Here is a 23,124-nt window from a genome sequence, read left to right on the forward strand (position 1 = left end):
GCGAACACGGTATCCGCCCAGCGAATAAGGGGTATGGCATGCGCGCCACGCTAGAACTGCGCAATGTGGAGAAATCCTTTCCTGGCGCGCGGGCACTCAAGGACGTCTCGCTCACCGCTTTCGCCGGCCGCGTTCACGCTCTGCTGGGTGAGAACGGCGCGGGCAAGTCGACACTCATCAAAATCGCCTCCGGCGCACTGCAGCCGGACGCGGGTCAACTCCTGGTGGACGGTCGCCGGCAGCGGCTCACGCCGCGGTCCGCCAGGGCCGCCGGGGTGCGGGTGCTGCACCAGGAGCGCCAGATCGCGCTCACCAGGACCGTCGCGGACAACGTTCTGCTCGATCTGCCGCCTCGGGGCAGGTTCGGTCTGGTCACCGGTCGCGGGGTGGCCCGCGAGGCCGGTCGGCGACTGGCGCGAGTCGGAGCCGACCTCGACCCCGATGCCCCCGCCTGGACCCTCAGCGTCGCCCAGATGCAGCTGCTCGAACTGGCACGGGCGGTGTGCGCGGATGCCAAGTGCATCATCATGGACGAGCCGACGGCGACCCTGCACCGCGCGGAGATCGACCAGCTGTTCTCGGTCGTACGGCAGGTGCGCGACAGCGGCATCGCGGTCATCTACATCAGCCATCACCTCGACGAGGTGATAGAGCTCGCCGACGACTACACGGTGCTACGCGACGGGACGAAGGTCCACGACGGCCTGGTCGCGGAGGTGACGACCGGCGAACTGATCAGCCACATGTTCGGCGACGAGGTCTCGATGCGACGTGCCGACATCCACGAGGGCGCCGCGACCCCCGGCCCGGTGGCGATAGAGCTCAAGGACGCCTGCTTCGGCGGAGCCGTCCGGTCGGTGAGCCTGAAGGCGCACCGGGGCGAGGTGCTGGTGGTGACCGGGGCGGTCGGCTGCGGCAGCCGCGAGGTCGCGCAACTGATGGCGGGCGCCATTCAGCCGACGTCCGGCACGGTGCGGATTCTGGACGGGCACCGGAGCGGACGCCGGGCGGCGACCCGGGCGGGCGTCGGCTTCCTGCCGGCCGACCGCAAGCGTGAGGGCCTGATGCTGGATCGCTCCATTATCGAGAACGCCCTGCTCGCCGAGAACGGCATGCTGCGAGCTCCCGCCTTCAACCCCCTCTCGGCGGCGCGTCGGACAGCCGAGGTCTGCCGGCGGCTGTCCGTGAAACTCTCCGACGTCCGCGCGCCGATCAGAGGACTGAGCGGCGGCAACCAGCAGAAGGTCATCCTCGCCCGCTGGCTCCAGGTCGGTAGCGACGTCCTGGTCCTGGACGAACCCACAGCCGGAGTCGACATCCCGTCCAAGTCCGAGATCTACCGGCTGCTTCGCGAGCGGGCCGTTGCCGGTGACGCGGTGGTGGTGTTCTCGACCGAATACCAGGAGATCTGCTGCATCGCCGACCGCGTCGTGGTGATGCGGGACGGCCGGATCGCCGGTGAGCTTGACGGCGAGAGCGCCACCGAGCACCGAATCTTCGAGATGGAACTAGGAAGCTGATATGTCGGCAACGCAGACTCAGGTGGTCCTCCCGACGACCGCCCGGCGAAAGTGGCTCACTCCGGCGGTTCGCGAGCACCTCCAGGTCTATCTGCCGCTCTTGGTGATCATCATCGCCCTGTCGGCGCTCGCCTCCTCTCGCAACGGCGCCTTCCTGTCGACCATGAACCTGGAGCGGATGCTGGTCGCCAGTTCGGTGCTGGGCATTCTCGCGGTGGGCCAGACCTTCCTGCTCGTCGGTGGCCAGCTGGACCTCTCCGTGGGCAGCCTGGTCTCGCTGGGCAGTGTCCTCACCGCGAAGCTGGTGGTGGGCGAGGTGCCCGACGTCGTGATCGTGCTGGTCGCGGTCCTGGTCGGTGCGGCCTCCGGAGCGCTGTGGGGCCTGCTCGTGTCGCTGCTGCGGGTTCCACCGTTCATCCTGACGCTCGGCGGCCTGGCGGTCTTCGCCTCGATCGCGCTGACCGTGGCGAAGAGCACTCCGATTCCGCTGCCGACCGGCCTGGACTGGCTGCAGACGGGCAGCTTCCTCGGCCTGCGTACCCCGACCCTGATCTGGCTGCTCTGCGTGATCGTCGGCGGTGTACTGCTGCATTTCACCCGGTTCGGCCGTAACGTCTTCGCGCTCGGCGCGAACGAGGAAGCCGCCTTCCTCTCCGGTATCGCGACCACCCGGACGAAGATCGCGATTTTTGTCCTCAACGGCACGCTCGCCGGCCTGGCCGCGGTCGTTATCACCGGCCGGGTCGGCGCCGGCGATCCTCGGGCGGGCGTCGGGCTCGAACTCGTCGTCATCGCGGCGATCGTGCTGGGTGGCGCCTCGCTGGCCGGCGGCCGCGGCTCGATCCTGGGAAGTCTGCTCGGTGTGCTCGTGCTCGGTGTCGTCACCAGCTCGCTGACGTTCCTGAGCGTTCCCGACTCCTACGACCAGTTCGTCTTCGGCGCGATCCTCATCGCGGCCGTGTCGGTGACCGCCGGGGCCGACTTCCGTAGACGCCGCAAGGTCCAGCGACGTGCCTGACCCGGCCGGCCCGAACGAAACGGAGAAAGTAATGACCCAGCAAGAACCCGTATCCGGTGCCGCGATGACGGGCATCAGCCGACGGACACTGTTCACCGGCGCCGCCGCACTCGGCGGACTGGGACTGCTCACCCCGATCCTCAGTGCCTGCGGGTCGTCGACCGGCTCCGCGCCGACCGGCTCCGCGCCGACCGGTTCCGCGGCGATCGGCTCCGCGGCGGGGATCGGTTCCGGCAAGACGATCGGGGTATCGCTCAACGGCCTCGTCGAGTACACCAGGTACGTCGCGGAGGGCGTCGCCAAGGTGCTGGACGGCACCTCGTACAACCTCAAGATCGTACAGGCCAACTTCGACGTACAGACCGAACTGAAGAACCTCGAAAGCCTTATCTCGCAGGGCGTCGCCGGGCTGGTGGTGCTGCCCAACACCGTCGACACCGTGCTGTCGGCCGTGAAACAGGCCAAGTCGGCGGGCATCCCGACCGGCATCGCCCTGTGGGCGGCACCGGGTCCGCTGGACGAGTACGCCAAGGGCGTCGCCCACGTCGACTCCGTCGGCGGCGGCCGGCTGATCGGCGACTGGCTCAAGAAGAACGCCAAGCCCGGCAAGGTCGTGGTCGTGCAGGGCGTGGTCGGGCAGGGATTCTCGGAACGGATCGACCAGGGCCTGGACGAATCGCTCAAGGGGAGCGGATTCCAGATTGTGCTCCGCGAACAGGGGTACTTCGACCGTAGCAAGGCGGTCGGTGTCGTCGAGCGCGCGCTGCAGGCGCACCCGGACGTGACCACGGTCGTGTCCTACGCCGCGGCGATGGGCAACGGCGTCTCCGCGTACCTGAAGCAGAACGACATCAAGAACATCACCCACGTCACCAGCGACGCGGATGCGGAGATGCTGACCTGGCTGGGCACGCCGTACCTGGCGGCGACCCGCTACTACTCGGCGGCCGAGACGGGGGTGCTCGCCACGGAGGCGGTGCGCGCCGCGATCGAGGGCGGCAACCCGACTTTCAAGAACACCGTCTTCCAGGACATGATGACCGGCGAGAACAAGGATTCGATCGTGGCGAAGTCACCGATGAGCTACCCGGAGTACGAGGGCAAGCTGACGGACCTGTGACGACGGCACCGTACCGGGTCGCCGGCGGTGCCGATCGATTCGACCCTTGTAGGAGTGACAGTTGAAACCATCCGCTTTTCGATACGCGTTGCCGTCGACGTTGCGGGATGCCATCGACATCCGGGCCAGGTTCGAGGACTCGGTGATCCTTGCCGGTGGACAGAGCCTCATCCCGACGATGAACTTCAGGCTGGCCAATCCAGAGGTCGTCATCGACCTGCGGAAACTTGACGAACTCAACTATGTTCGAGTGGCGGACGGCGTCGTGCGGATCGGTGCGATGGCTCGGCAGCGAGTGGTCGAGCAGAACGACGAGGTCGCTGCGGCGAACCCGCTGATCCGCGAGACCCTGCTGAACGTGGCACATCCGGTGATCCGCAACCGGGGCACGGTCGGCGGCAGCCTGGCGCACGCCGATCCCTCCGCGGAGTTGCCGACGCTGCTGACCACGATGCGTGGCGCGATCACCGTCTGCGGGCCGTCGGGCAGCCGGACCATCGCGGCCGAGGATTTCTTCGAGTTCATCTTCACCACCGTCATGGAGCCCGACGAGCTGCTCGTCGAGGCGGCCATACCGGCGCTGGAGCCCGGTGAGGGCTGGGCGTTCGCCGAGTTCGCCCGCAGGCACGGCGACTACTCGGTGGCCGGGGTCGCCGTCACGCTCAAGCTCGGCGCCGACCGGCGGATCGACCGGGTACGGCTCGGCGCCTGCGGAATCGCCACCACACCGGCCCTGCTGACCGAGTGCGAGCGCCTCCTGACCGGCAAGTCGCCGTCGCCGGAGCTGTTCGCCGAGGCGGGGGCACTGGCCCGCGACGCGGTGACCGTTTCCGACGACAGCGCGACGAGCAAGGCGTACCGGCAGCACGTACTCGCCGGCCTCGTCGAACGAAACCTCACAACGGCGATGACCAGAACAGATGGTGCGTGATGACCGAGACCACTGAATTCGAGCCGAACGCCCTCGTCCAGATCAACGTCGAGGTCAACGGACGCGCGGTCAGCGAGGAGGTGCCGACCAGGCTGCTGCTGAGCGACTTCCTGAGGCACCGGCTCCGGCTGACCGGTACGCATGTCGGCTGCGAGCACGGGGTGTGCGGCGCCTGCACGGTCCACATCGACGGCACCCCGGCGAGGTCGTGCCTGACGCTGGCCGTCCAGGTGGACGGATGCTCCATCCGCACCGTCGAGGGACTGGCGAACGCGGACGGGAGCCTGCACCCGGTGCAGCAGGCGTTCAAGGAGTGCCACGCGCTGCAGTGCGGGTTCTGCACCCCGGGATTCATGATGGCGGTCGCCGGTCTCCTCGATGAGCGAGACGACCTGCGGACCGCCGAGGACGACTCGATTCGTGAGGACATCGCGGGCAACGTCTGCCGGTGCACCGGCTACATGAACATCGTGTCGGCGGTGCGGCGTGCTGCCGAACTCACCAACGAGAAGGGGTGACGGCCGGTGTCCACCCGCCAGTTCGGCGCTCGGGTACAGCGCAACGAGGACGACAGGCTAATCCGGGGTAAGGGCCGCTACGTCGACGACATCCCGCTGGAGGGCGCGCTGCACGGAGCGTTCGCACGCGGCAACGTCGCGCACGCGAAGATCACCCGCCTGGACGTCTCCAGGGCCGCGGCGCTGCCCGGCGTGCTGAAGGTATACACCCACGAAGACCTCGGCAGCCTCGACATGAAGATGCCGCTGCTGATCCCGCACCCGTGCATCACGCACGGCCGGACCCAGTATCCGCTCGCCCGCGACGAGGTGTTCTACGTCGGCCAGGCCATCGCGTTCGTCGTTGCCGTCGACCGCTACGTCGCCGAGGACGCCGCGCTGCTGATCGATGTCGAGTACGAGACGCTGCCCGTCGAGATCGACCTGCGACGCGCCGCCGAGCCCGGGGCGCCGCTCGTGCACGCCGACGTCCCGAACAACATCGCGGCGAACCTGGTGCAGGAGAGCGGCGACGTGGCATCGGCGTTCGCCAAAGCCGACCACATCACGTCGATCACCGTGCACTGCGAGCGGAGCACCGCCGCACCGATGGAGTGCCTGGCGACCGCGGCGCGCTGGGACGAGGTGTCCGGCGAGCTGACGGTCTGGGACGGGACCCAGGCACCGATCGGGCTGCGCGGGGCACTGGCCAGCCTGTTCGATCTGGACGAGCACGCGGTGCGGGTCATCGCTCCCGACGTGGGGGGCGGCTTCGGCCCGAAGATTCACTTCCCGTACGCGAACGAGGTCCTGGTGCCCCTGGCGGCCCGTGAGTTCGGCCGTCCGGTGAAGTGGATCGAGGACCGCTCCGAGAACTTCGTGCACATGACCCACGAGCGGCTGCAGATCCACGACATCGAGCTCGCGGCCACCAGGGACGGAATCGTGCTGGGGCTGCGTGACCGGTTCCTGCACGACACCGGGGCGTTCATCCCCTACGGCATCGCGGTCGCCCAGGTGGCCTCCTGTCAGATCGCCGGTCCCTACCGGATCCCCAACATCCTGGTCGAGTTCTCCTGCGTCTACACGCCCACCGTGCCGGTGACGCCCTACCGCGGCTGCGGGCGGCCCCAGGCCAACTTCGCGATCGAGCGGGCGATGGATCAGCTCGCCGACGAACTGGGGCTGGATCGGTTCGAGATCCGCCGGCGCAACTTCATCCAGCCAGAGGAGTTCCCCTACACCCGGCCGAACCTCATCTTCGCCGACGGCCTGCCCGTGACGCACGACTCAGGAGAGTACGAGCAGGCGCTGCGGGCGCTGATGGACGCGATCGACGTCGACGCGTTCAAGGCGGACCAGCAGGCGGCCCTGGAACAGGGACGCTACCTGGGCCTTGGCCTGTCCTTCTACGTCGAGGGCACCGGCCTCGGCCCGTACGAGGGCGGCCACGTCCGCGTCCATCCGATCACCGGAAAGGTGTTCGTCAACACCGGCCTGACCACCCAGGGACAGGGCCACGCCACTGTGTTCGCGCAGATCGTCTCCGATCAGCTCGGCGTGGCCGTGGAGGACGTCATTGTCGTCGAGGGCGACACCGGGGTGTACGACTGGGGCGTCGGCACCTTCGCCAGCCGCGCCGCGGTCGTCAGCGGCAGCGCGGTGCACAAGGCCGCCGTACTGGCCAGGAAGCAGCTGATCGAGGCCGCGGCCAACATGCTGGAGGCGAACCCGGACGACATCGAGCTCTCCGACGGCCGGGCCTTCGTCAAGGGGGCCGGGGTCGACGGGGTGACGCTGGCCGAGATAGCGACGGCCAGCAACCCGCTGCGCTACGCCTTCAACAAGGCCGCCGAGCGCGCGACCCAGTTCGCGCCGGCGGCCCGCAGTGACGGCCCGCCGCTCGCCGAGGGGGCCCACCCGGGTATCGAGGCGACCGACTACTACTCGCCGCCGCACGCCACCTGGGCCTACGGCGTGCACGGTGCGATCGTCGAGGTCGACCCGGCGACCTACGGGATCAAGATCCACCGCTACGTCTGCGTGCACGACTGTGGAAACATGATCAACCCGATGATCGTCGAGGGCCAGATCGCCGGTGGGGTGGCCCAGGGGATGGGCGGCGCGTTCTACGAGAAGCTGGAGTACGACGAGGACGGTGCCCTGCGCAACGCGAGTTTCATGGACTTCCTGATCCCCTACGCGACCGAGATCCCGCACGTGGAGATGATCCACCAGGAGACGCCGTCGCCGCTGAACCCGCTCGGCATCAAGGGCGTCGGCGAGGCCGGCACCATCCCGGTGGCGCAGGTGATCGCCTCGGCGATCGAGGACGCGCTGCGACCGCTGGAGATCGCGCCGATCAGGAAGGTGCCGCTGAGCCCGTCCCTGCTCCACTCGTATGTCGCCGAGGCCGGGCTTCGGAAGTGAACGAGGTGCGGGCACCGCGACGCCCGGAAACGGAACTCACCGACCTCTCGGCGGTCGATCTGCAGGCGCTGCTGCGGTACGGCGAGGTCTCCGCGACCGAGGTGCTCGACGCGCATCTGGCGCGGATAGCGGAACGGAACCCGGTGATCAACGCCGTGTGCTCGGTCAGCGAGGACCGCGCGCGGGCCGAGGCGAGGCGAGCCGACGACCGGATGGCCCGCGGCGAGTACCTCGGCCCGCTGCACGGCCTGCCGATCCTGCACAAGGACCTGATCGAGACCGCGGGGGTGCGCACCACCTTCGGGTCGGCGGCATACCGCGACCATGTCCCTGACCAGGACGCGCTGATCGTGCGGCGGGCGGCCGACGCCGGAGCCGTGATGCTCGGGAAGACGAACACTCCGCAGTTCGGCACCGGTGGCCACACCTGGAACGCGCTGTTCGGCACGACGGTGAACCCGTACGACACCACTCGGAGCGCCGGGGGAAGCAGCGGAGGCTCGGCGGCGGCGCTCGCCGCCGGAATGGCGCCGCTGGCGACCGGTACCGACATGGCGGGATCGCTCCGGATTCCGGCGGCGTTCTGCAACGTGGTCGGGATGCGCCCCTCACCGGGTCGGGTGCCGTGGGTCCCGTCGCGGATGGGATGGTTTCCCTATGTGGTGCCGGGGCCGATGGCGCGGACCGTCAACGACCTCGCGCTGCTGCTGTCGGTGACGGCCGGACCGGACGCCCGGGCGGCGATCTCGATCGAGGAGCGGGGCGACCGGTTCACCCCGCCGCTCAACGCCGCCGTCTCGAAGCTCAAGGTCGCCTGGGCACCCGGCATCGCCGGACTGCCGGTGGACGCCGACGTCCGTCCGGTGCTGGAGCAGCTGGGCGGCACGCTCTGCGGACTCGGCGCCGAGGTGGTCGAGGCGGAACCGGACCTCACCGGTGCGGAGGAGGCGTTTCTCACCTGGCGATCCTGGTACTACGCCACCAGCTACGGAACGTTGCTGCGCGAGCGCCCCGAGGTGCTTGACGAGTTCACCGCGGCCAACACCCGGGCGGGCCTGGCCGTGAGCGGCGAGGATCTCGGCCGGGCCGAGGTGCTGCGGACCGCTCTGCACCTGCGGATGGCGGACTTCTTCGCGGAGTATGACATCCTCGTCATGCCGTGCGTGCCGGTCGCGCCGTTCGGCGCGGACAGCCGCCACCCCGAGACGCTGGGCGACGCGCCGGTGGTCTCCTACCTGGACTGGATGCGGCACCTCTACTACATCACCGCCACCGGGTTGCCCGTGGTGAGCCTGCCGGCCGGTTTCACCGAGCGGGGGTTGCCGGTGGGCGTGCAGATCGTGGCCGGACCCAGACGCGATCTCGACGCGCTGAGGTTCGCCCGTGCGCTGGAGACGGCGACCGGATTCGGCGCTGTGCGGCCGGGTGATACAGCTCATGATTCTGCTCGAAAGGTATTGAAGTGACTGGACCGCTGGCGGGCACCGTTGTCGTGGACCTGTCGCGGGCGCTGGCCGGCCCGCATGCCGCGATGATGCTGGGCGACCTCGGAGCCCGTGTGATCAAGGTGGAGAGCCCGGGGGCCGGCGATGACACCCGGGGCTGGGGCCCGCCGTTCGTCGGCCCCGAGCATGCTCGCGAATCAACATATTTCCTGAGTTGTAACCGGAACAAGGAGTCGATCACCCTCGACCTGAAGTCCGAAGACGGCAGGGAGACGCTGAGCAGGCTGGTCCGCCAGGCGGACGTGCTGATAGAGAATTTCCGCACCGGCGTGCTGGATCGCCTGGGATTCTCGATGGACGCGCTGCGCGAGCTGAACCCGAGGCTGGTGATCCTGTCGATAACCGGCTTCGGCCACGACGGTCCCGAAGGCGGCCGGGCCGGCTACGACCAGATCGCCCAGGGGGAGGCCGGCCTGATGTCGCTCACCGGCGCCTCGCCCGACGAGCCGACCCGGGTGGGGGTGCCGATCGGCGACCTGCTCGCCGGGATGTACGGGGCCTACGGAGTGGTCTCCGCGCTGCACGAACGTAGCGGCACCGGCACCGGGAGCGTGGTCAGGACCAGCCTGCTCGCCGCCCTCGTCGGGGTACACGCCTTCCAGGGCACCAGGTACACGGTGGCCGGTGAGACACCGCACGCCACCGGGAACCACCACCCGTCGATCTGCCCCTACGGCCTGTTCCGCTGCGCGGACGGCATGCTGCAGCTGGCGGTCGGCTCCGAGGGACTGTGGGACACCTTCGCCGCGGCGTTCGGCCTGCCCGCGGGCGAGGACGGCTTCGCCGGCAACGCCCAGCGGGTCGAGAACCGCGAAGCCGTGATCGACGCGGTCAACGCCGCGTTCGCCCCCTGGAAGCTCGACGACCTGCTTACCAGGCTCGCCGAACTCGGCATCCCGGCAGGTGAGGTCCGCACCCTCGACCGCGTCTACGAGTGGGAGCAGACCCGATCCCAGAATCTGCTGATCGAGGTCGAGCACGCCACCCTCGGGCGGGTGACACTCCCGGGATCACCGCTCCGATTCGACGGGGCGGCACCGGTCGAGCATCTGGCGCCGCCCACGCTCGGGCAGCACAACGAGTCGGTACGGGCCTGGCTCGACGAAGTCGACCCGCGAGGCAGGGGAGGGGACTCATGACCCCGCGGCCGACCTCGCACGAGCTGATCGATCAGGTCCTGGACCCCGGAAGCTGGATCTCCTGGGACATTCCGGTCAGTGATCGACGCGACAACGACGCCGAATATCGCGAGACGCTCGCCCGCGTCCGGGAGTCCACCGGGCTGGACGAAGCGGTGACGGTCGGCGAGGGCACCATCCGCGGGCGCAGGGTCGCCGCGCTCATCGGCGACTTCCGTTTCCTGGCCGGTTCCATCGGCGTTACGACGGCCGAGCGGCTCGTCCGGGCCATCGACCGCGCCACCCGGGAGGGCCTGCCCCTGCTGGCCGCGCCCGTTTCCGGAGGCACCCGGATGCAGGAGGGCACGGTCGCCTTCGTGCAGATGATCAAAATCACCGACGCCATCGCCGCGCACCGTGCCGCACGGTTGCCCTACCTCGTCTACCTCAGGCATCCCACCACCGGAGGCGTGTTCGCCTCCTGGGGCTCGCTCGGACACCTCACCGTCGCCGAACCGGGCGCGCTCGTCGGCTTCCTGGGGCCGAGGGTGCACGAGGCGATCAACGGCGAGAGGTTTCCCGAGGGGGTGCAGACCGCGGAGAACCTGTTCGCGCACGGTCATCTCGACGCGGTCCTGCCGGTCACCGACCTCGCCGAGACGGTCGATCGGGCGCTCAACGTGCTCTGCGCGCCGACCGGGCACCTGAACCGGCCGTACCGCTCGGCCGACGAGGAGATCGCGGACACTCCCGCCTGGGATTCCGTGACGCGATCGCGCCGGCCCGACCGCCCCGGAGTCCGCGCGCTGCTGGAGAGCGCCGGACAGGATGTGGTCCGGCTGGGCGGCGCCCGAGGGGACGGAATCCTGCTCGCCCTGGCCCGCTTCGGCGATGCACCGTGCGTGGTCCTCGGACACGACCGTAGCATTGGCCGACAAGGCGGGCCGGTGGGTCCGGATGGTCTACGGATGGCGCAGCGCGGCATGCGGCTCGCCCGGGAACTGGGCCTGCCGCTCGTAACGATCATCGATACGTCCGGAGCGGAACTGTCCAAGGAGGCGGAGGAGGGCGGCCTGGCAGGGGAGATCGCGCGGAGCCTGCACGCTCTGATCACCCTGGAGTCACCGACGCTCTGCGTCCTGCTGGGCCAGGGGACAGGCGGCGGAGCACTTGCTCTGCTGCCGGCCGACCGCGTCGTCGCCGCTCAGCACGCCTGGCTGTCGCCGCTGCCTCCCGAGGGTGCCAGCGCCATTCTGCACCGCACCGTCGACCGGGCGCCCGAACTCGCCTCGGCACAGGAGATCCGTTCGACGGACATGTTCCGCCACGGCATCGTCGACCGGATCGTGGGGGAGGACTCCGGGGACCCCCAGGAGTTCCTGTCGCGCCTCGGCCAGGTCATCGAGGACGAACTCGCCGGACTGCTCAAGGTCCCGACCGCCTCCAGGCTCGCGGACCGCCGCGCTCGCTTCCGCCGGCTCGGTAACGAGGTGCTCAGCGCGTGACTCCGGTGATAGCCCTCACCGGCGCGGCCGGATACACCGGCCGCGCCGTCACGGCCGCGCTGTCGCGCCAAGGTGTCGAGGTGATCGCACTGGTGCGTCGCGCGCGGCAGGCACCCCAGATGCTCGCCGCCGGCGCCGGGCGGGCAGTGGTGGTCGACCTCGCGGACCTCTCGTCGCTGACCGACGCGCTCGGCGGCGTCGCCGCCGTCTACCACATCCCGCCGAACATGCATCCGGCCGAGGACACGCTCACCGCCGTGGTGATCGACGCCGCGGAGCGGGCCGGGGTGCCGAGGTTCGTGCTGCACTCGGTCCTCGCGCCGTACCTGCCCCGGATGCCGCACCACCTGCGCAAGGCGAACTCCGAGCTGACCCTACGCGAATCAGGCCTGACCTGGACGATCCTGCAGCCGGGGTGGTACGCGCAGAACCTGCTGCCGCACGCGGAACAGGCCCGGGACACCGGGCGGATCGCCGTGCCGTACTCGGTCTCGGCCCCGTTCGCACCGGTGGACGTGCACGATGTCGCGGAGGCGGCGGCCGTCGTGCTGACCGAGAGCGGTCACGACTTCGCCACTTATGAGCTCAGCGGGCCGCGGCTGCTGGACACCCGCGAGATGGGTGCCACGCTCGGCGAGGCGCTCGGCATTCCGGTGGTCGCGGTCGAACAGACCCTCGAAGAGTGGCGGGCCGGCGCGACCTCGCTGCCGGACTCCACGGCCGACGGCCTTGCGGCGATGTTCCGCTACTACGACGACCACGGCCTCCCGGGCAACCCCCGGGTGCTCGCCATGCTCCTGGGACGCGCCCCCACCGAGCTGAGCACCGTCCTTGCCCGCGACCTCCCAGGTGCGCCCTGACAACAAGCTGATCTTTCTCGGATGAACGCCGGTCGATCCAGGTGGAACACGTGCCAGGACCGGGGGCTCGTGCACCACGCACCAGGTCCGGACAACCGTTCCACTACGGTTCACAGGGCGGGTTCTTCTTCCTCACCCGCCGCCCGAGCCCAAAGGAGGACAGTATGGAAATCTGGATCAATCCCGACTGTTCCAAGTGCCGCTCCGCGCTGTCCGTCCTGGACGCAGAGAAGGCCGAGTACACGGTCCGCCGCTACCTGGAGGACCCGCCCGACGAGCGGGAACTCCGCGAGGTGCTGACCAGGCTCGGCCTCGAACCCTGGGACATCACCCGGACGGGTGAGAGCGCGGCCACCGAGCTCGGCCTGGCCGACTGGCCCCGTACCCCCGAGAGTCGTGACCGCTGGATCCAGGCGCTGGCCGCCCATCCGATCCTCATCCAGCGGCCCATCATCACCGCCGACGACGGACCGGCCGTCGTCGCCCGAACGGAGGAGGCCGTCCGTTCACTGCTTCCACCCGGGTAGGCACCGGAGAGCAATGCTTGAGACCTAGGTCATGTTCCTGGTTTGGATCTAGATCTTCGGATTCTGCCCCTCTTCGCGGTTGGGCGACTCCCGCTTGAGGACAACTCAACGCCTGCTATCGAGGGCGACCGGAACCGGGATTTCCGGGCCTCGGCATGCTCCTGCCGGGGCCCGGCGCGCAGCGGACACCCCCGCGCCGAGGAAGGGGGCGGCCCGGGGGTGCTGGTGGATGATCAGCCGAATTTGGGAGCCGGGGCCGTGGCGTTGAGCGCCGTCACGATCGTCTCCTCCTCGTACCTGAAGTGGGACTCCAGCTGGTTCGCCAGCCGCTCCAGGTCGGTGCGCAGCTGCACGGAGTCGCTTTCACCGGGTACGAAGCTGTCGACGAGCTGCTGGATGTCGTCCTGCAGCCGCGCCACCACCTTGTGCTCCTCGCCGAGCTGCGTCAGTGCCGGAGCGAGTGCGGGGAACTGCTTGGCCAGCATCGGGAACACGGCCATGTCCTCGCCGCCGTGATGCTTCTTCAGCGCCCCGCAGAAGTTCAGGCAGTGGGTGCGCATCTGCTGGGCGAGGTCCGGCGACGTCCGCTCGATCGTGTCCACGCCGCCCTCGATCGCCTGGTCCGCCTGGGCGCGGAGCGTCTCGAGCTCCTTACGCAGCCAGTCGTGCACCTCGACGATCCAGTCGCCCATGCCCTTGACCCGCTCCTCGCCGGGCTTGGGGCCGATCCGGTGCAGTACGACGACCGGGATCTCCCGGGTCGTCTTGGCCTGGTAGTCGGCGTACCCCGGCGCCTCGGTGATCACGCGGTCGAAGAGCTTGTCACGCTCCTGGGTCGGCGGGATGGCGGCGATCGCCTGATAGGTGTCGCCACCCGTCTCGACCGTCACGATCGGGTTCTTGCGGATGTTGTGGTACCACGCGGGGTGCTTGTCGGCGCCATTCGAGGACGCGACGACGATCCCTTTTCCGTCGAATTCGAGATACCCCAGGATGCTCTCCCGTCGCAGGCCGCTCTTGGCTCCGACGGTCGTCAGCACGGTCAATGTCCAGCCCTCGAACATGCCGCTCATCTTCCCGTTGTTCGCCCGAAACTCGGCGATGACCTGACGCTGGAACTCATTGACGTCGAAGCCCGCCCAGGTCTCGGCCTGTTCCTTGCTCATGCACTGCCTTTCCGTGTCGATTGATCGCGAAGAAGGGCCACGCCACCGGAAATCGACACAGAAATACCCCGCATGCCTACGCAATGAAGATGGGCGCAGCAATCCCAGGACAGGGATTGACAAGCTGCGAGAGACGGAACGTGCCGACCTCTGCAATGGCTGAGTAGCCGCTACCTCCATGCGTAGGCCCATACGGGGCTCGGTGAGACCGTAACACCGTCCCCGCTGATCGAGCAACGTCACGTTGGCGGGTGCAACCGGGAGCCGGTGGACCGGAGTTGGGCCTGATCTCGAGTCAGCTCCCTAACGGACCGAACTCGCCTATCGGCAGGAACGGCTCGATCAACATCCACTCGTCATCCGTCACTTCAGACCGCGTCACACCAGCCTGCTACCAGCACGAACCGCGAAGAGGGGCAGAATCCGAAGATCTAGATCCCAATCCGCAACATCATGATCTCAACCCCGTACTGGCCCTAGAAGTGCACTGAAGATCTTGGTTTGAGTGGATATCGGCGCGGAGCAGGCGCCCCGGCGGCTTATGCAGTGGCGGGGTTCAGTGCCCAGGCGCCGCCTGTGTGGGTGAGTCCGAGGTTGATGAGGCGGCGGAGGTTGAGTGCGGCAGCGCGGTTGTGGAGCCAGATGTTGTTCTTGAGGACGCCGCGGTAGGGAACGCGACGGTTGCCTTTGGCGACCAGCCAGGCGATGGCGCGTTCGACGGGTGGTCGCCAGCGGCGGTACTCCTGCTGCCATCGCTGACTGGTGGCGGCCTGCTGCCGGGCGGTTTTGAGGAGGTCATAGTGGGGGTGGACGTTGAAGGTGCGTCCGGTCTTGGACGTGGTGCAGCGTTCGCGCAGTGGGCAGGTGCGGCACAGGATCTTGAACTGGGCCTGGCGGTTACCACCTGCCAGCGGGCGGCCGAGGGTTTTGGTGTGGCCTGCCGGGCAGGTGACGCGGCCGGTTTGGGTGTCGACCTGGAAATCGTCGGTGGTGAAGCCGCCGGGGACGGCTTGGCGTAGCGGCGGCGGCTTGATCACCAGGGTGTGGCCGTCGGCTTGGAGGGTCTGTCGCAGGTCGCCGGTGCCGTAGGCGGTGTCGCCCAGTACCGTCAGGGCATCGTCGTCGCCGGCGAGGAGGCTTCGGGCGACGGCGGCCTCGTGGTTGTCCGCGCCGCTGCCCGCGGTGAGGGCGACCTCGGTGAACAGCCCCGCCTCGGGCTCGAACGCGGCATGTGCGCGAAAGCCGTCCTGGTGGCGGGTGCGGTTCTTGTGGATGTGGCGGGCCTCGGGGTCGACCGTGGACACGATGCGGTCGTGGGCGGTGCGCCGGGCGATCCGCCATCGGCCGTCGGAGCCGTCGGCGGGCTCGACGTCTTGTCCTGCGACCAGTGCCAGCAGTCCGAGGGCGCCTGCCGCCGTCTCGCCGAGCGGTTGGCCGGGCACGTGAGCGATGAGATTAAGGGCGTCGGTGACCAGGGCGTCGACCAGTGTGTCCCGCGCCTGCTGGTCGTTCCAGGCGATCTTCGGCTTGCCGGGGTCGGTGTAGTCGTGGGCGGTGCACCACTGGGCGGCGACCGGCTCGGCGCCGGGGACGTCGCGGATGACCCGGCGGATCGCGGCGATGAGCTGGGTGACGGTGTCCTGGGTGGCGACCGCGTCGTCCAGCACGGTGGAGTCCAACGCCCGGCGCTGCCTGCCTTTGAGGACGCCGGTGGCCGCGACGACTTCCCTGACCTTGGTGAACAGCCGGTTCGGATCGGCCGAGCGCTGCAGGCGCCGTCGGAAGTAGGTCAACAGCGACGGGTCGAACGCGGTGTCGTACAGACCCAGGCCGCAGGCGGCCTTCCACCTCAGGTCACAACGCAGTTCCTGAACCGTCTCGAAGTCCGACAGCCCGTGCAGGCTCTGCAGGACGATCACTGTGGCGAGCACCTGCGGCGGCATGCTCGGCCGCCCGTTCGCCGAGGGATACATGTCCGTGAACATGTCTGCTGGGAACAGCGTCTGCCGATGTTCGGCCAGGAACGCGAAAACGCTCCCGGCTGGGATCAGCTCCCGGCAGGTCTGCCACACATCCGGCCCTACCGGTTCTCCAGCCCATTCACCCTGCACGCAACGAGTCTGGCCCCGAATCATCCGAGGCGGGACCAGAACGCAAGATTTTCAGTGCACTTCTAGGCGGCGTAGTCAACGATCAGCAGGAGGTCAGACAAGGATTCACCAGCTCATGGTGATTGGTGAGTTCTACGAGAGTAGGACCCACTCTGGCGCGGTATGACCTGACTTCGACACCAGTAAGGGATCGAGGGAACGGTGGAGAGGACCTTGTCAGCTGTGGTGGCGGTGTTCGCGGCCGCCGTGGTGCTGACGGGCGGTTGCGGCGGCGGCTCGCCCGCGCAGGCACAGCCGGTCATCACGCCAGCCGGCAAGATCGTCCCGGACAAAGGCAGCGGGGACCTTCCCGAGGCCACGGCCAAGGTGGGTCTGGACTGCCAGACAATGCTGGAAAACCGCGATTTCGCGTCGGCGGCCACAAAGATGGATCAGGTGGCGTCCGCCGACGACAGCACAGACAGCGAAAAAGCTATCGCGCAGATCTGCGCGGCGGCGGCGAAGGCGAACATGAGACACTATCGCGAGGCGCTCGAAAGCATCGACGCGGCGAAAGAGAATCTCTCCGATCTTCCTCCTGAGATGCGCTCGCTACTGTCGGAACTTCGCTACCACACAGAGCTGATCAGCGCCGCTGCCGTAGGCGAGTACAACAGGGCCCAAGAGGCCCTTGCCCGCCTCCTGGAGCTCGGACACAAACTGGGCGACTACGTCAGGGACGCGTGCGCGGTGGCGTCCGATCCCGCCGCTCTCCCGGAGTGCACGACGGCCACGCCTTCAGCCACCATGACCGAGTCCCCGTCGGGCAAGCCGAAAACACCAGTGACGTCCCCACCCGAGGACTCCACTACCAGGCCGACAGGCGACACCACCACCCCCACCGGCGGCGCTAGCAAGTCACCCAATGAAAGGAAGTCCGTATCGCCGGACGTTGATGACGATGGCCCGGCGCCAAGCTAGGCGTGGAATGCCTCCGCCCATGAACACATCCGCACGTAACGACGGCGAGGCCGGTCAGGACTTCACCCGCGTGTGGCCCGTCCTCGCCCACATCGTGACACCGACCACCTTGGTCACGGCGATCATGATGTATTTCGGAGCGGTACGCACCAACGCCATGTACGGGCGCCTCGGTGTGGATTCGAGCATGCTGGGCCTGCCCTTTCAGGAGTACGTGCTGCGCAGCGTCACACTGACCATTGAACCGCTGGTGCTGGTCCTGGTCGTGGCCCTGATCGCTCCCCCAGTGCACGTATGGCTGACCCGGTCCGTCGCTGGGCATCACACTGCCACGATGCGGATGGTTGCGATAGTGGCCGTGCTCGGAGTCGCGGGCGCCATGGTAGGCGTCATGGGGATGGCCGGCTGGGTGGGACTTCCGCCCTTCGTCATGCCGATCTGCCTGGGCCTCGGCGTCTTCGTACTGGTCTACAGCGCTTCTCTGTACCGCAGGGTCAACCCGCAACGAACGACCTCCCCCACGGACCAGATCGTCCAGCGCACGGTCTGCGCGGTGCTCCTCCTGCTCCTGCTTTTGTGGTCGGTCACGGAGTTCGCGGAGCAGCGGGGATGGGAGGCGGCCGACCAGTACCGGGCGGACCCAGGCATGCTACCGAACACGGTGGTATATGCGACACGACGTCTGTATTTGGAGGGTCCCGGGATTACAGAGACCACGCTGCCGGACCCGAACGCGATGTTCCGCTACCGATACACCGGCCTGCGCCTGCTGATCCATTCGAACCGGCGGTACTTTCTCCTCCCCGCCTGCTGGACGACGAGCCCGTGGGCCCGAGCGATAGCCCTTCCTGCCGACGATTCGCTGCGGCTTGAGTTCTTCTTGATCAACGTATTGCCGGAATGCCCACATGGGCAATGAGGACAGCACTTGACCCGATAGGTCTCGGCCTGCCCTTGAGAAGCGTGTCACCAGGTACACAGTGAGAATGGCAGTGGCGCCACCGAGCGAGACCTGTACGACCAGGTCAGAGACGCCGTCAAGAGCATTGGACCTGACAGGGAAACGCCCGTTTCCTGTCACATCAGCGATCTCGCCCAGGTGCTCCGCGTCGACGCTGGTCGGCGATATCCGGCCTGGCAGGGTTCCGAGGGCTGGGGGCGGGTCCCGGCGATTCGACGGTTGTCAGAGGGTGAGTTGGCGGGGGTGGGTGATCTCCCGGGCTGTGGTGGCCGCCGCTTCCCTACGGGCCAGGGGGTCGGCGTCGGCGAGGGTGTCGAAGGACAGCCGGGTGAGGTCTTCGATGCGCTGGATCGGGACTTGGTAGGTCTTGTAGGCGCCGTAGGAGAACTCCGCGGGGGCGGTTTCCAGGCCGTCGATGAGGTGGTCTTGGCTGAGCAGGTAGCCGGTGGCCGACAGCTCACCGTTCTGTTTGATCATCGCCACGACTTTCCAGTATTGGCGGGGCAGCTGGACGCCGCGGTAGGGGTCGTCGTCGGCGGCCAGGACCGGGCCGGTGAAGACGGTGGCTTTCAGGTCACGGGTGTCGGCGTTGTCCAGGATGTAGTCCTCCAACCCGGCCCAGGTGGTCTGGTTCTGGTTGAAGTCCTTGTGCTGCGGGGTGCAGTTGGTGAAGTGGAAGGTGTCGTCGTTGCCGGACTTGGCCACCACGTTGCTGGCCCCCCACGCCGGGTCCAGGCGGCGGACCAGGTGGCCGCGGTCCAGAGGGTTGTCGCGGTAGACCTCCTCCCCGGCCTGTTCGCTGTCGGGCAGGCGGGGGTCGAAGATCCAGCGGTCGGGGTCACGGCGGATACGCAGGCTGGTTGCGCCGTCGATGTTGACCGCGGTGAAGAAGGCCAGCCGCCGCTGCCGGTTCATCACCACGCTGAAGTGGTGATAGTTCAGCACGTGCGCCTGCCCGTCCGCCTGCCCGTCGCCAGCGTGCCGGTTGAGCGCCGCCAGCGCGACGAGATCGGGGGGCAGGGCGGGCAGCGGCACCCGAGGCCCGCCGGGCAGGAAGTCCGGGTCGTAGCCGCGGCGGCCGGCATAGTCCGGATCGATCCGGATCGCCTCCGGCGCAGCTGCGGCCGGCCCGTCCGCGGCTGCCGGCTCGCCGCGGAGTCGGATGTCGAAGGGGACCGTCAGCGTCAGTGTCAGCGGCACCTGCCCGGCGGCCGGCCGCCCCACCGGCTCGGCCGGCTCGATTGCTCGGGTGAGTGACCGGTCGGTCAGAGCGGTCACAGTCGGTGGGGCGGGCGGGAGGCTGATGCGTTCGGTGAACAACCGGTCGACCAGGGCCTGCTGGGCCGGCGGGAACGGCTGGCCGCGTAGGAAGGCCAGCAGCCGGCTGACCCGCACCCCTTCGTTGATGACGCCGCCGAACGCGTCGTGGTCGGGGGCGGGGATGCCGGCGTGGTGCAAGGCCACGATCTCCCACTGGTCGTTGAAGACTGGGGAGCCGGAGGACCCAGGCTCGGTGTCGGTCTGGTAGTGCAGGAACAACTCCAGGATGTCGACGATCCGGTTTTCCCGCAGGGCGACCTGTTTCTTCTCCCCGCCCGGATGCTGGATGATCGTGACGAAGTCGCCGACGATGGCTTTGCCCTCGGACGCCACCAGCCGGTTGAACCCGAACCGGGCCAGCTCGCCTGTGCCGGCCTTCACCGCCACCAGCGCGAAGTCCAGCTCTTGGTCGGCGAAGAAGAACCGGCCCGGATCCAGGGAGAAGCCCTGCAGCGGGAGTGGCCGTCCGTCGAGGCCGTCCTGGTAGTCGAACTCGACGCCACTGCGGCCTGCCGTGCGGGCATCAGCGAGCACGTGCTGGTTGGTGAGCAGCAGGTCCGGGGAGACCAGCGATCCGGTGCCATAGCCGGCCAGCCGCCCGCGCGCGTCCCGGACGACCACGCGCCCGACCGCCCGCGCCGCCGTCGCCCCGCCTTCCAGGTAGCCGACAGGCAGCAGGTCGTTGGTTTGGATGATCCGTTCCAGCACCGCCGCCGCCGCTGTCACGGCCGCCGGTTGCGCTGCGGTTATCGCTGTGGGGTCGATCGGGCGGATGTCCCGGTAGTGGCGGCTGAGTCGATCGATGCGGGCGGCCACCCGCACCGGCTCATCGGCTCGGGCGATCCCGCCCGGCTCGGCGAGCACGGCGATCTTCCGTCGGCGCTGCTCGCTCCTGTCGGCTACCCGCGCGGCCACATCCTCCTGCAACCCGGCGGGCGGTCCTTCAACCGAATCCATGCCCTGCCCCCATCCCGCCGCCCCCGGCCGGCCTCGTCGCTTTCCTGGTGGGGGCGTTATTCCCCGACCGGTATCAAGTAATTCTCCCAGGAATGGGCTGGTTGTGGGGGCTGGCCAAGGTATGCCGGAAACCTGCTACGCCGCAGTAAACCCCGGATTTACTGCGGCAGAGCCCGAACGGCCCCCACAATGACGACGCCTATCTGACCGCCGCCGGAATCGGCGCCCCCTCCCGGAGCTCCACCGGCCCGCCCCCTGTCACCCACACCCGACCAGCGCCCGCCACCACCCCGCACGATGCGTTACCGGTGAGCGGCCCCACACCACTCCACCGCCCTCGCTGCGCTTTTCTCCACGTACTACGCCGCGCTTTTCAGCGGCGATCAGCCAGGCGCGACGCAGGTACCGATCTCAAACACTCGTACATCACCTGCGCGGACGCGACCGGGCCCGACAATCTTGGTTTCCCCGCAGCGCGTTCGCGATCTCCGCTGAGGAACGGAGCACTTAGCTCCTCCGTTGGTGGCGCAGATAGACGCCGAGCAAAACGATACTCAGCAGAGCCTGAATCGCGAGCGAGGTCGGTGTCACAGCCAGCAGCAGCGGCGTACTGCCGAGAGCGGCCAGATCTATTCCCGTGATCGCCCACAGCACGGGACCGGTGGGAATCCCTCCGGAGCCGAGGTCGATGACGGGCATCGCATGGTTGATCGCACCACGCTGCGCCATACGCAGGGCTCCCGCGGCAAGGCCGGGAGCCATCGCCAGACCGTACAAGCAGCTCCAAATGGGCATGAACCCCGCGATGGACAACAGGACAAAAGCCAGGCTGACCCAGAGGAAGGCGAAGACGGCAGGCATCACAGCCCTCGCGGCGGACCACTTCATGGTGAACAGACGGGCCAGTTCGGGGTGCTGAACATCCCAGCGTGCCCCGGCGGCCGCCGTTGTCGCCGCGGCCAGGCCTCCGCAGAAGAGTACGATCATGGCCAGGCCGGTCGTTCCCCCGGCGAAGCGGACGAGGACCGGCAGTGAGATCAGGGCCGCCAGTACGGCGAGTCGGCCCGGACGGCGACTCAGCATGCGCGCATCCGACCGCACCATCGCCAGTCGACCGGTAACCGGCCAGGCGCGTGAGCGCAGCCGTTTGGACCGCCAGAACCGTTGCTCGGCGATCGACGTCAACACAGCGGGTTCGAGGTTGAAGGAAGCGGCGACCAGCGTGCCCATCCGAATCGAAGTGTTCAAAAGCGCGCGCGAAGGGAAGCTCGACAATGCCTGCCACGCGTGCCATGCCAGGAACGCCGCGACCACCGGAGCCGAATACGCGATCAAAGCGATGGGCAGACCGGGAAGGGCCGGACGCAGCAGGATGAGCAGCCCCACCACCACGGCCAGGAGAATCACGGTGAGCCGAAGCCAGTCGTACCTCGCTTCGGCCGCCTGAAGCAGCACAGCCGCCGAACCCGCGGCGATCGCGACGGAGACGCCCAGGGACACACAGGCGATCACATCCTGCGGCCTGCCGAACACGGCCGTGCCCAGGGAGCCCAAGGCCAGTCCCGCGACCGTCAAGGACGCGAGGAGCACCAGCGCGTTACGGGCGAGTACCCGGCGGCGATTCAGCGGGGAAAGAATCAGCCACCGCATATCAGCGGGCGACGCCACCACCGGCCCCACCCATGCCAGGAGCATGAGAAGGCCGGCCAGAAGGGCCAGAAGGAGGGCCAGCCCTCTTGCGGGGTCGGCCAGTCCGGCCCCGCTGAAGAGCCAGGAGGTGAACCGGACGAGCTGCGGGACGCCGATCGCGGCGGCGAACCCCACGGCGATCAGCCAGTAATACGTTCGCTGCCAACCCGACTCCCGGACCGGTCGGCGACGCCGGGTCAGTTGAGCAACCGTCGTCAAGCGCCGTCCCCTCCGTGGAGTGTGACCATACGCGCCCCTGCGGACTCGGCGAGCCGCACGTCGTGTGTCGCCATCACGAGGGTGCCGCCGTCACCGGCGTACTTCGCGAGCAGGCCGCCGAGGCTATGGCGGAAAGCCTGGTCCAGTCCCTGCTCCGGCTCGTCGAGCAGGAGTAGACGGCTCGGCCTCGCGAACATCGCGGCCAGCGACAGCCGTTGCCGCTGGCCGGTCGAGAGCATCATCGGTGCGACGTCGGCTCGGTCGGACAGACCGAACATCTCGAGCAGCACCTCCGGTTCCAGGCATGAGCCGTCAATCGGCGCGTGGATCTTTCTGACCAGTTCCAGATGCTCACGGACTGTAAGCCACGGGTACCACGCCTGTTCGTCCGTGACCAGACCGACATCGCGCCAGAACGCCGCGTCATCCCTCAGTGGAGCGCCGAAGACTTGAATCTCTCCCGCCGCCACCCGCTGGATACCGGCGAGGCAGCGCAGCAGGGTCGATTTCCCGACACCGTTCACACCCGTCAGCGCGACGACTTCCCCCTGATCCACGCTGAGGTCGAAATGGTCGAGTACCGTGAAAGCGCCTAATGCAACGCACACGCCTTTAACCGTGATCACCGGCACCCGGTCGTCATTGACTTTGGACCGCACTACTCGGGGGACCCGGGCCATCGAGCTCCAATCTTCCGAAGGGACCGGCTG

The 23,124-nt window shown here is 68.2% G+C and carries 18 protein-coding genes; 13 read left to right on the forward strand and 5 right to left on the reverse strand.

What is annotated here, in order from left to right; translation table 11 throughout:
• Positions 1–38: 38 nt before the first annotated feature.
• The 11 genes from OIE13_RS08570 (at position 39) to OIE13_RS08620 (ending at position 13,031) form a co-directional block, all read left to right on the forward strand.
• Complete coding sequence (locus tag OIE13_RS08570) at positions 39–1,520, forward strand: sugar ABC transporter ATP-binding protein (RefSeq protein WP_326641294.1); 1,482 nt, start codon at positions 39–41, stop codon at positions 1,518–1,520.
• A gap of 1 nt (position 1,521) precedes the next feature.
• Positions 1,522–2,538 (forward strand): ABC transporter permease, encoded by a 1,017-nt coding sequence (locus tag OIE13_RS08575; protein ID WP_326641292.1) that lies wholly within the window; start codon positions 1,522–1,524, stop codon positions 2,536–2,538.
• Positions 2,539–2,569: 31 nt separating this feature from the next.
• Positions 2,570–3,658, forward strand: a complete 1,089-nt coding sequence (locus OIE13_RS08580) for a sugar ABC transporter substrate-binding protein (protein ID WP_326829840.1) — start codon at positions 2,570–2,572, stop codon at positions 3,656–3,658.
• A 61-nt stretch (positions 3,659–3,719) separates the two neighbouring features.
• Positions 3,720–4,589 carry an FAD binding domain-containing protein gene (locus OIE13_RS08585; RefSeq protein ID WP_326641288.1) on the forward strand — a complete coding sequence of 290 codons (870 nt, stop codon included), beginning with the start codon at positions 3,720–3,722 and terminating at the stop codon, positions 4,587–4,589.
• Positions 4,589–5,107 (forward strand): (2Fe-2S)-binding protein, encoded by a 519-nt coding sequence (locus OIE13_RS08590; RefSeq protein ID WP_326641286.1) that lies wholly within the window; start codon positions 4,589–4,591, stop codon positions 5,105–5,107. Before OIE13_RS08585 ends, OIE13_RS08590 begins: the two co-directional genes overlap by 1 nt.
• 6 nt (positions 5,108–5,113) lie before the next feature.
• The gene (cutA, locus tag OIE13_RS08595; RefSeq protein WP_326829841.1) at positions 5,114–7,516 is read left to right on the forward strand and encodes an aerobic carbon-monoxide dehydrogenase large subunit; all 2,403 of its coding nucleotides are present in this window, start codon (positions 5,114–5,116) and stop codon (positions 7,514–7,516) included.
• Positions 7,513–8,982, forward strand: a complete 1,470-nt coding sequence (locus tag OIE13_RS08600) for an amidase (protein ID WP_326829842.1) — start codon at positions 7,513–7,515, stop codon at positions 8,980–8,982. The genes cutA and OIE13_RS08600 overlap by 4 nt, the downstream gene beginning before the upstream one ends.
• Positions 8,979–10,160: a CaiB/BaiF CoA transferase family protein gene (locus tag OIE13_RS08605; RefSeq protein ID WP_326641279.1), complete on the forward strand. Its 1,182-nt coding sequence runs from the start codon at positions 8,979–8,981 to the stop codon at positions 10,158–10,160. The genes OIE13_RS08600 and OIE13_RS08605 overlap by 4 nt, the downstream gene beginning before the upstream one ends.
• A complete protein-coding gene (locus OIE13_RS08610) occupies positions 10,157–11,644 on the forward strand; it encodes a carboxyl transferase domain-containing protein (RefSeq protein WP_326641277.1) in 1,488 nt (495 codons plus the stop codon). The genes OIE13_RS08605 and OIE13_RS08610 overlap by 4 nt, the downstream gene beginning before the upstream one ends.
• Positions 11,641–12,504 (forward strand): SDR family oxidoreductase, encoded by an 864-nt coding sequence (locus OIE13_RS08615; protein ID WP_326641275.1) that lies wholly within the window; start codon positions 11,641–11,643, stop codon positions 12,502–12,504. The genes OIE13_RS08610 and OIE13_RS08615 overlap by 4 nt, the downstream gene beginning before the upstream one ends.
• Positions 12,505–12,668: 164 nt before the next feature.
• The gene (locus tag OIE13_RS08620; RefSeq protein WP_326641273.1) at positions 12,669–13,031 is read left to right on the forward strand and encodes an arsenate reductase family protein; all 363 of its coding nucleotides are present in this window, start codon (positions 12,669–12,671) and stop codon (positions 13,029–13,031) included.
• 233 nt (positions 13,032–13,264) lie between these two features.
• Here OIE13_RS08620 and OIE13_RS08625 read toward each other — a convergent pair whose 3' ends face one another.
• Together OIE13_RS08625 and OIE13_RS08630 are read right to left on the reverse strand one after the other, a co-directional pair.
• Positions 13,265–14,197, reverse strand: coding sequence for a nitroreductase/quinone reductase family protein (locus tag OIE13_RS08625; RefSeq protein WP_326641271.1), 933 nt, complete (start codon positions 14,195–14,197; stop codon positions 13,265–13,267).
• A gap of 539 nt (positions 14,198–14,736) precedes the next feature.
• Positions 14,737–16,308, reverse strand: a complete 1,572-nt coding sequence (locus tag OIE13_RS08630; RefSeq protein ID WP_326639485.1) for an IS1182 family transposase — start codon at positions 16,306–16,308, stop codon at positions 14,737–14,739.
• Positions 16,309–16,521: 213 nt separating this feature from the next.
• On the opposite strand from OIE13_RS08630, the gene OIE13_RS08635 reads away from it, so the two are divergent.
• Both OIE13_RS08635 and OIE13_RS08640 read left to right on the forward strand, forming a co-directional pair.
• The gene (locus OIE13_RS08635; RefSeq protein ID WP_326829843.1) at positions 16,522–17,268 is read left to right on the forward strand and encodes a hypothetical protein; all 747 of its coding nucleotides are present in this window, start codon (positions 16,522–16,524) and stop codon (positions 17,266–17,268) included.
• A 19-nt stretch (positions 17,269–17,287) separates the two neighbouring features.
• On the forward strand, positions 17,288–18,187 hold the full coding sequence (locus OIE13_RS08640; RefSeq protein WP_326641267.1) for a hypothetical protein: 900 nt from the start codon (positions 17,288–17,290) through the stop codon (positions 18,185–18,187).
• Between the two features lie 264 nt (positions 18,188–18,451).
• Here OIE13_RS08640 and OIE13_RS08645 read toward each other — a convergent pair whose 3' ends face one another.
• From OIE13_RS08645 to OIE13_RS08655, 3 genes are all read right to left on the reverse strand, one after another.
• Positions 18,452–20,506 (reverse strand): DNA/RNA non-specific endonuclease, encoded by a 2,055-nt coding sequence (locus OIE13_RS08645; RefSeq protein WP_326829844.1) that lies wholly within the window; start codon positions 20,504–20,506, stop codon positions 18,452–18,454.
• Between the two features lie 507 nt (positions 20,507–21,013).
• The gene (locus OIE13_RS08650) at positions 21,014–22,414 is read right to left on the reverse strand and encodes a DUF6297 family protein (protein WP_326829845.1); all 1,401 of its coding nucleotides are present in this window, start codon (positions 22,412–22,414) and stop codon (positions 21,014–21,016) included.
• The gene (locus OIE13_RS08655; protein WP_326641262.1) at positions 22,411–23,046 is read right to left on the reverse strand and encodes an ABC transporter ATP-binding protein; all 636 of its coding nucleotides are present in this window, start codon (positions 23,044–23,046) and stop codon (positions 22,411–22,413) included. The genes OIE13_RS08650 and OIE13_RS08655 overlap by 4 nt, the downstream gene beginning before the upstream one ends.
• Between the last annotated feature and the right edge of the window lie 78 nt (positions 23,047–23,124).

Source organism: Streptosporangium sp. NBC_01810 (assembly GCF_035917355.1).
GTDB lineage: Bacteria > Actinomycetota > Actinomycetes > Streptosporangiales > Streptosporangiaceae > Streptosporangium.

Excerpts from the sequence above, each read along its gene's own strand:
- OIE13_RS08570 (WP_326641294.1), top strand. The coding sequence starts at position 39 with ATGCGCGCCACGCTAGAACTGCGCAATGTGGAGAAATCCTTTCCTGGC.
- OIE13_RS08575 (WP_326641292.1), top strand. The coding sequence starts at position 1,522 with ATGTCGGCAACGCAGACTCAGGTGGTCCTCCCGACGACCGCCCGGCGA.
- OIE13_RS08580 (WP_326829840.1), top strand. The coding sequence starts at position 2,570 with ATGACCCAGCAAGAACCCGTATCCGGTGCCGCGATGACGGGCATCAGC.
- OIE13_RS08590 (WP_326641286.1), top strand. The coding sequence starts at position 4,589 with ATGACCGAGACCACTGAATTCGAGCCGAACGCCCTCGTCCAGATCAAC.
- OIE13_RS08610 (WP_326641277.1), top strand. The coding sequence starts at position 10,157 with ATGACCCCGCGGCCGACCTCGCACGAGCTGATCGATCAGGTCCTGGAC.
- OIE13_RS08620 (WP_326641273.1), top strand. The coding sequence starts at position 12,669 with ATGGAAATCTGGATCAATCCCGACTGTTCCAAGTGCCGCTCCGCGCTG.
- OIE13_RS08625 (WP_326641271.1), bottom strand. The coding sequence starts at position 14,197 with ATGAGCAAGGAACAGGCCGAGACCTGGGCGGGCTTCGACGTCAATGAG.
- OIE13_RS08640 (WP_326641267.1), top strand. The coding sequence starts at position 17,288 with ATGAACACATCCGCACGTAACGACGGCGAGGCCGGTCAGGACTTCACC.
- OIE13_RS08645 (WP_326829844.1), bottom strand. The coding sequence starts at position 20,506 with ATGGATTCGGTTGAAGGACCGCCCGCCGGGTTGCAGGAGGATGTGGCC.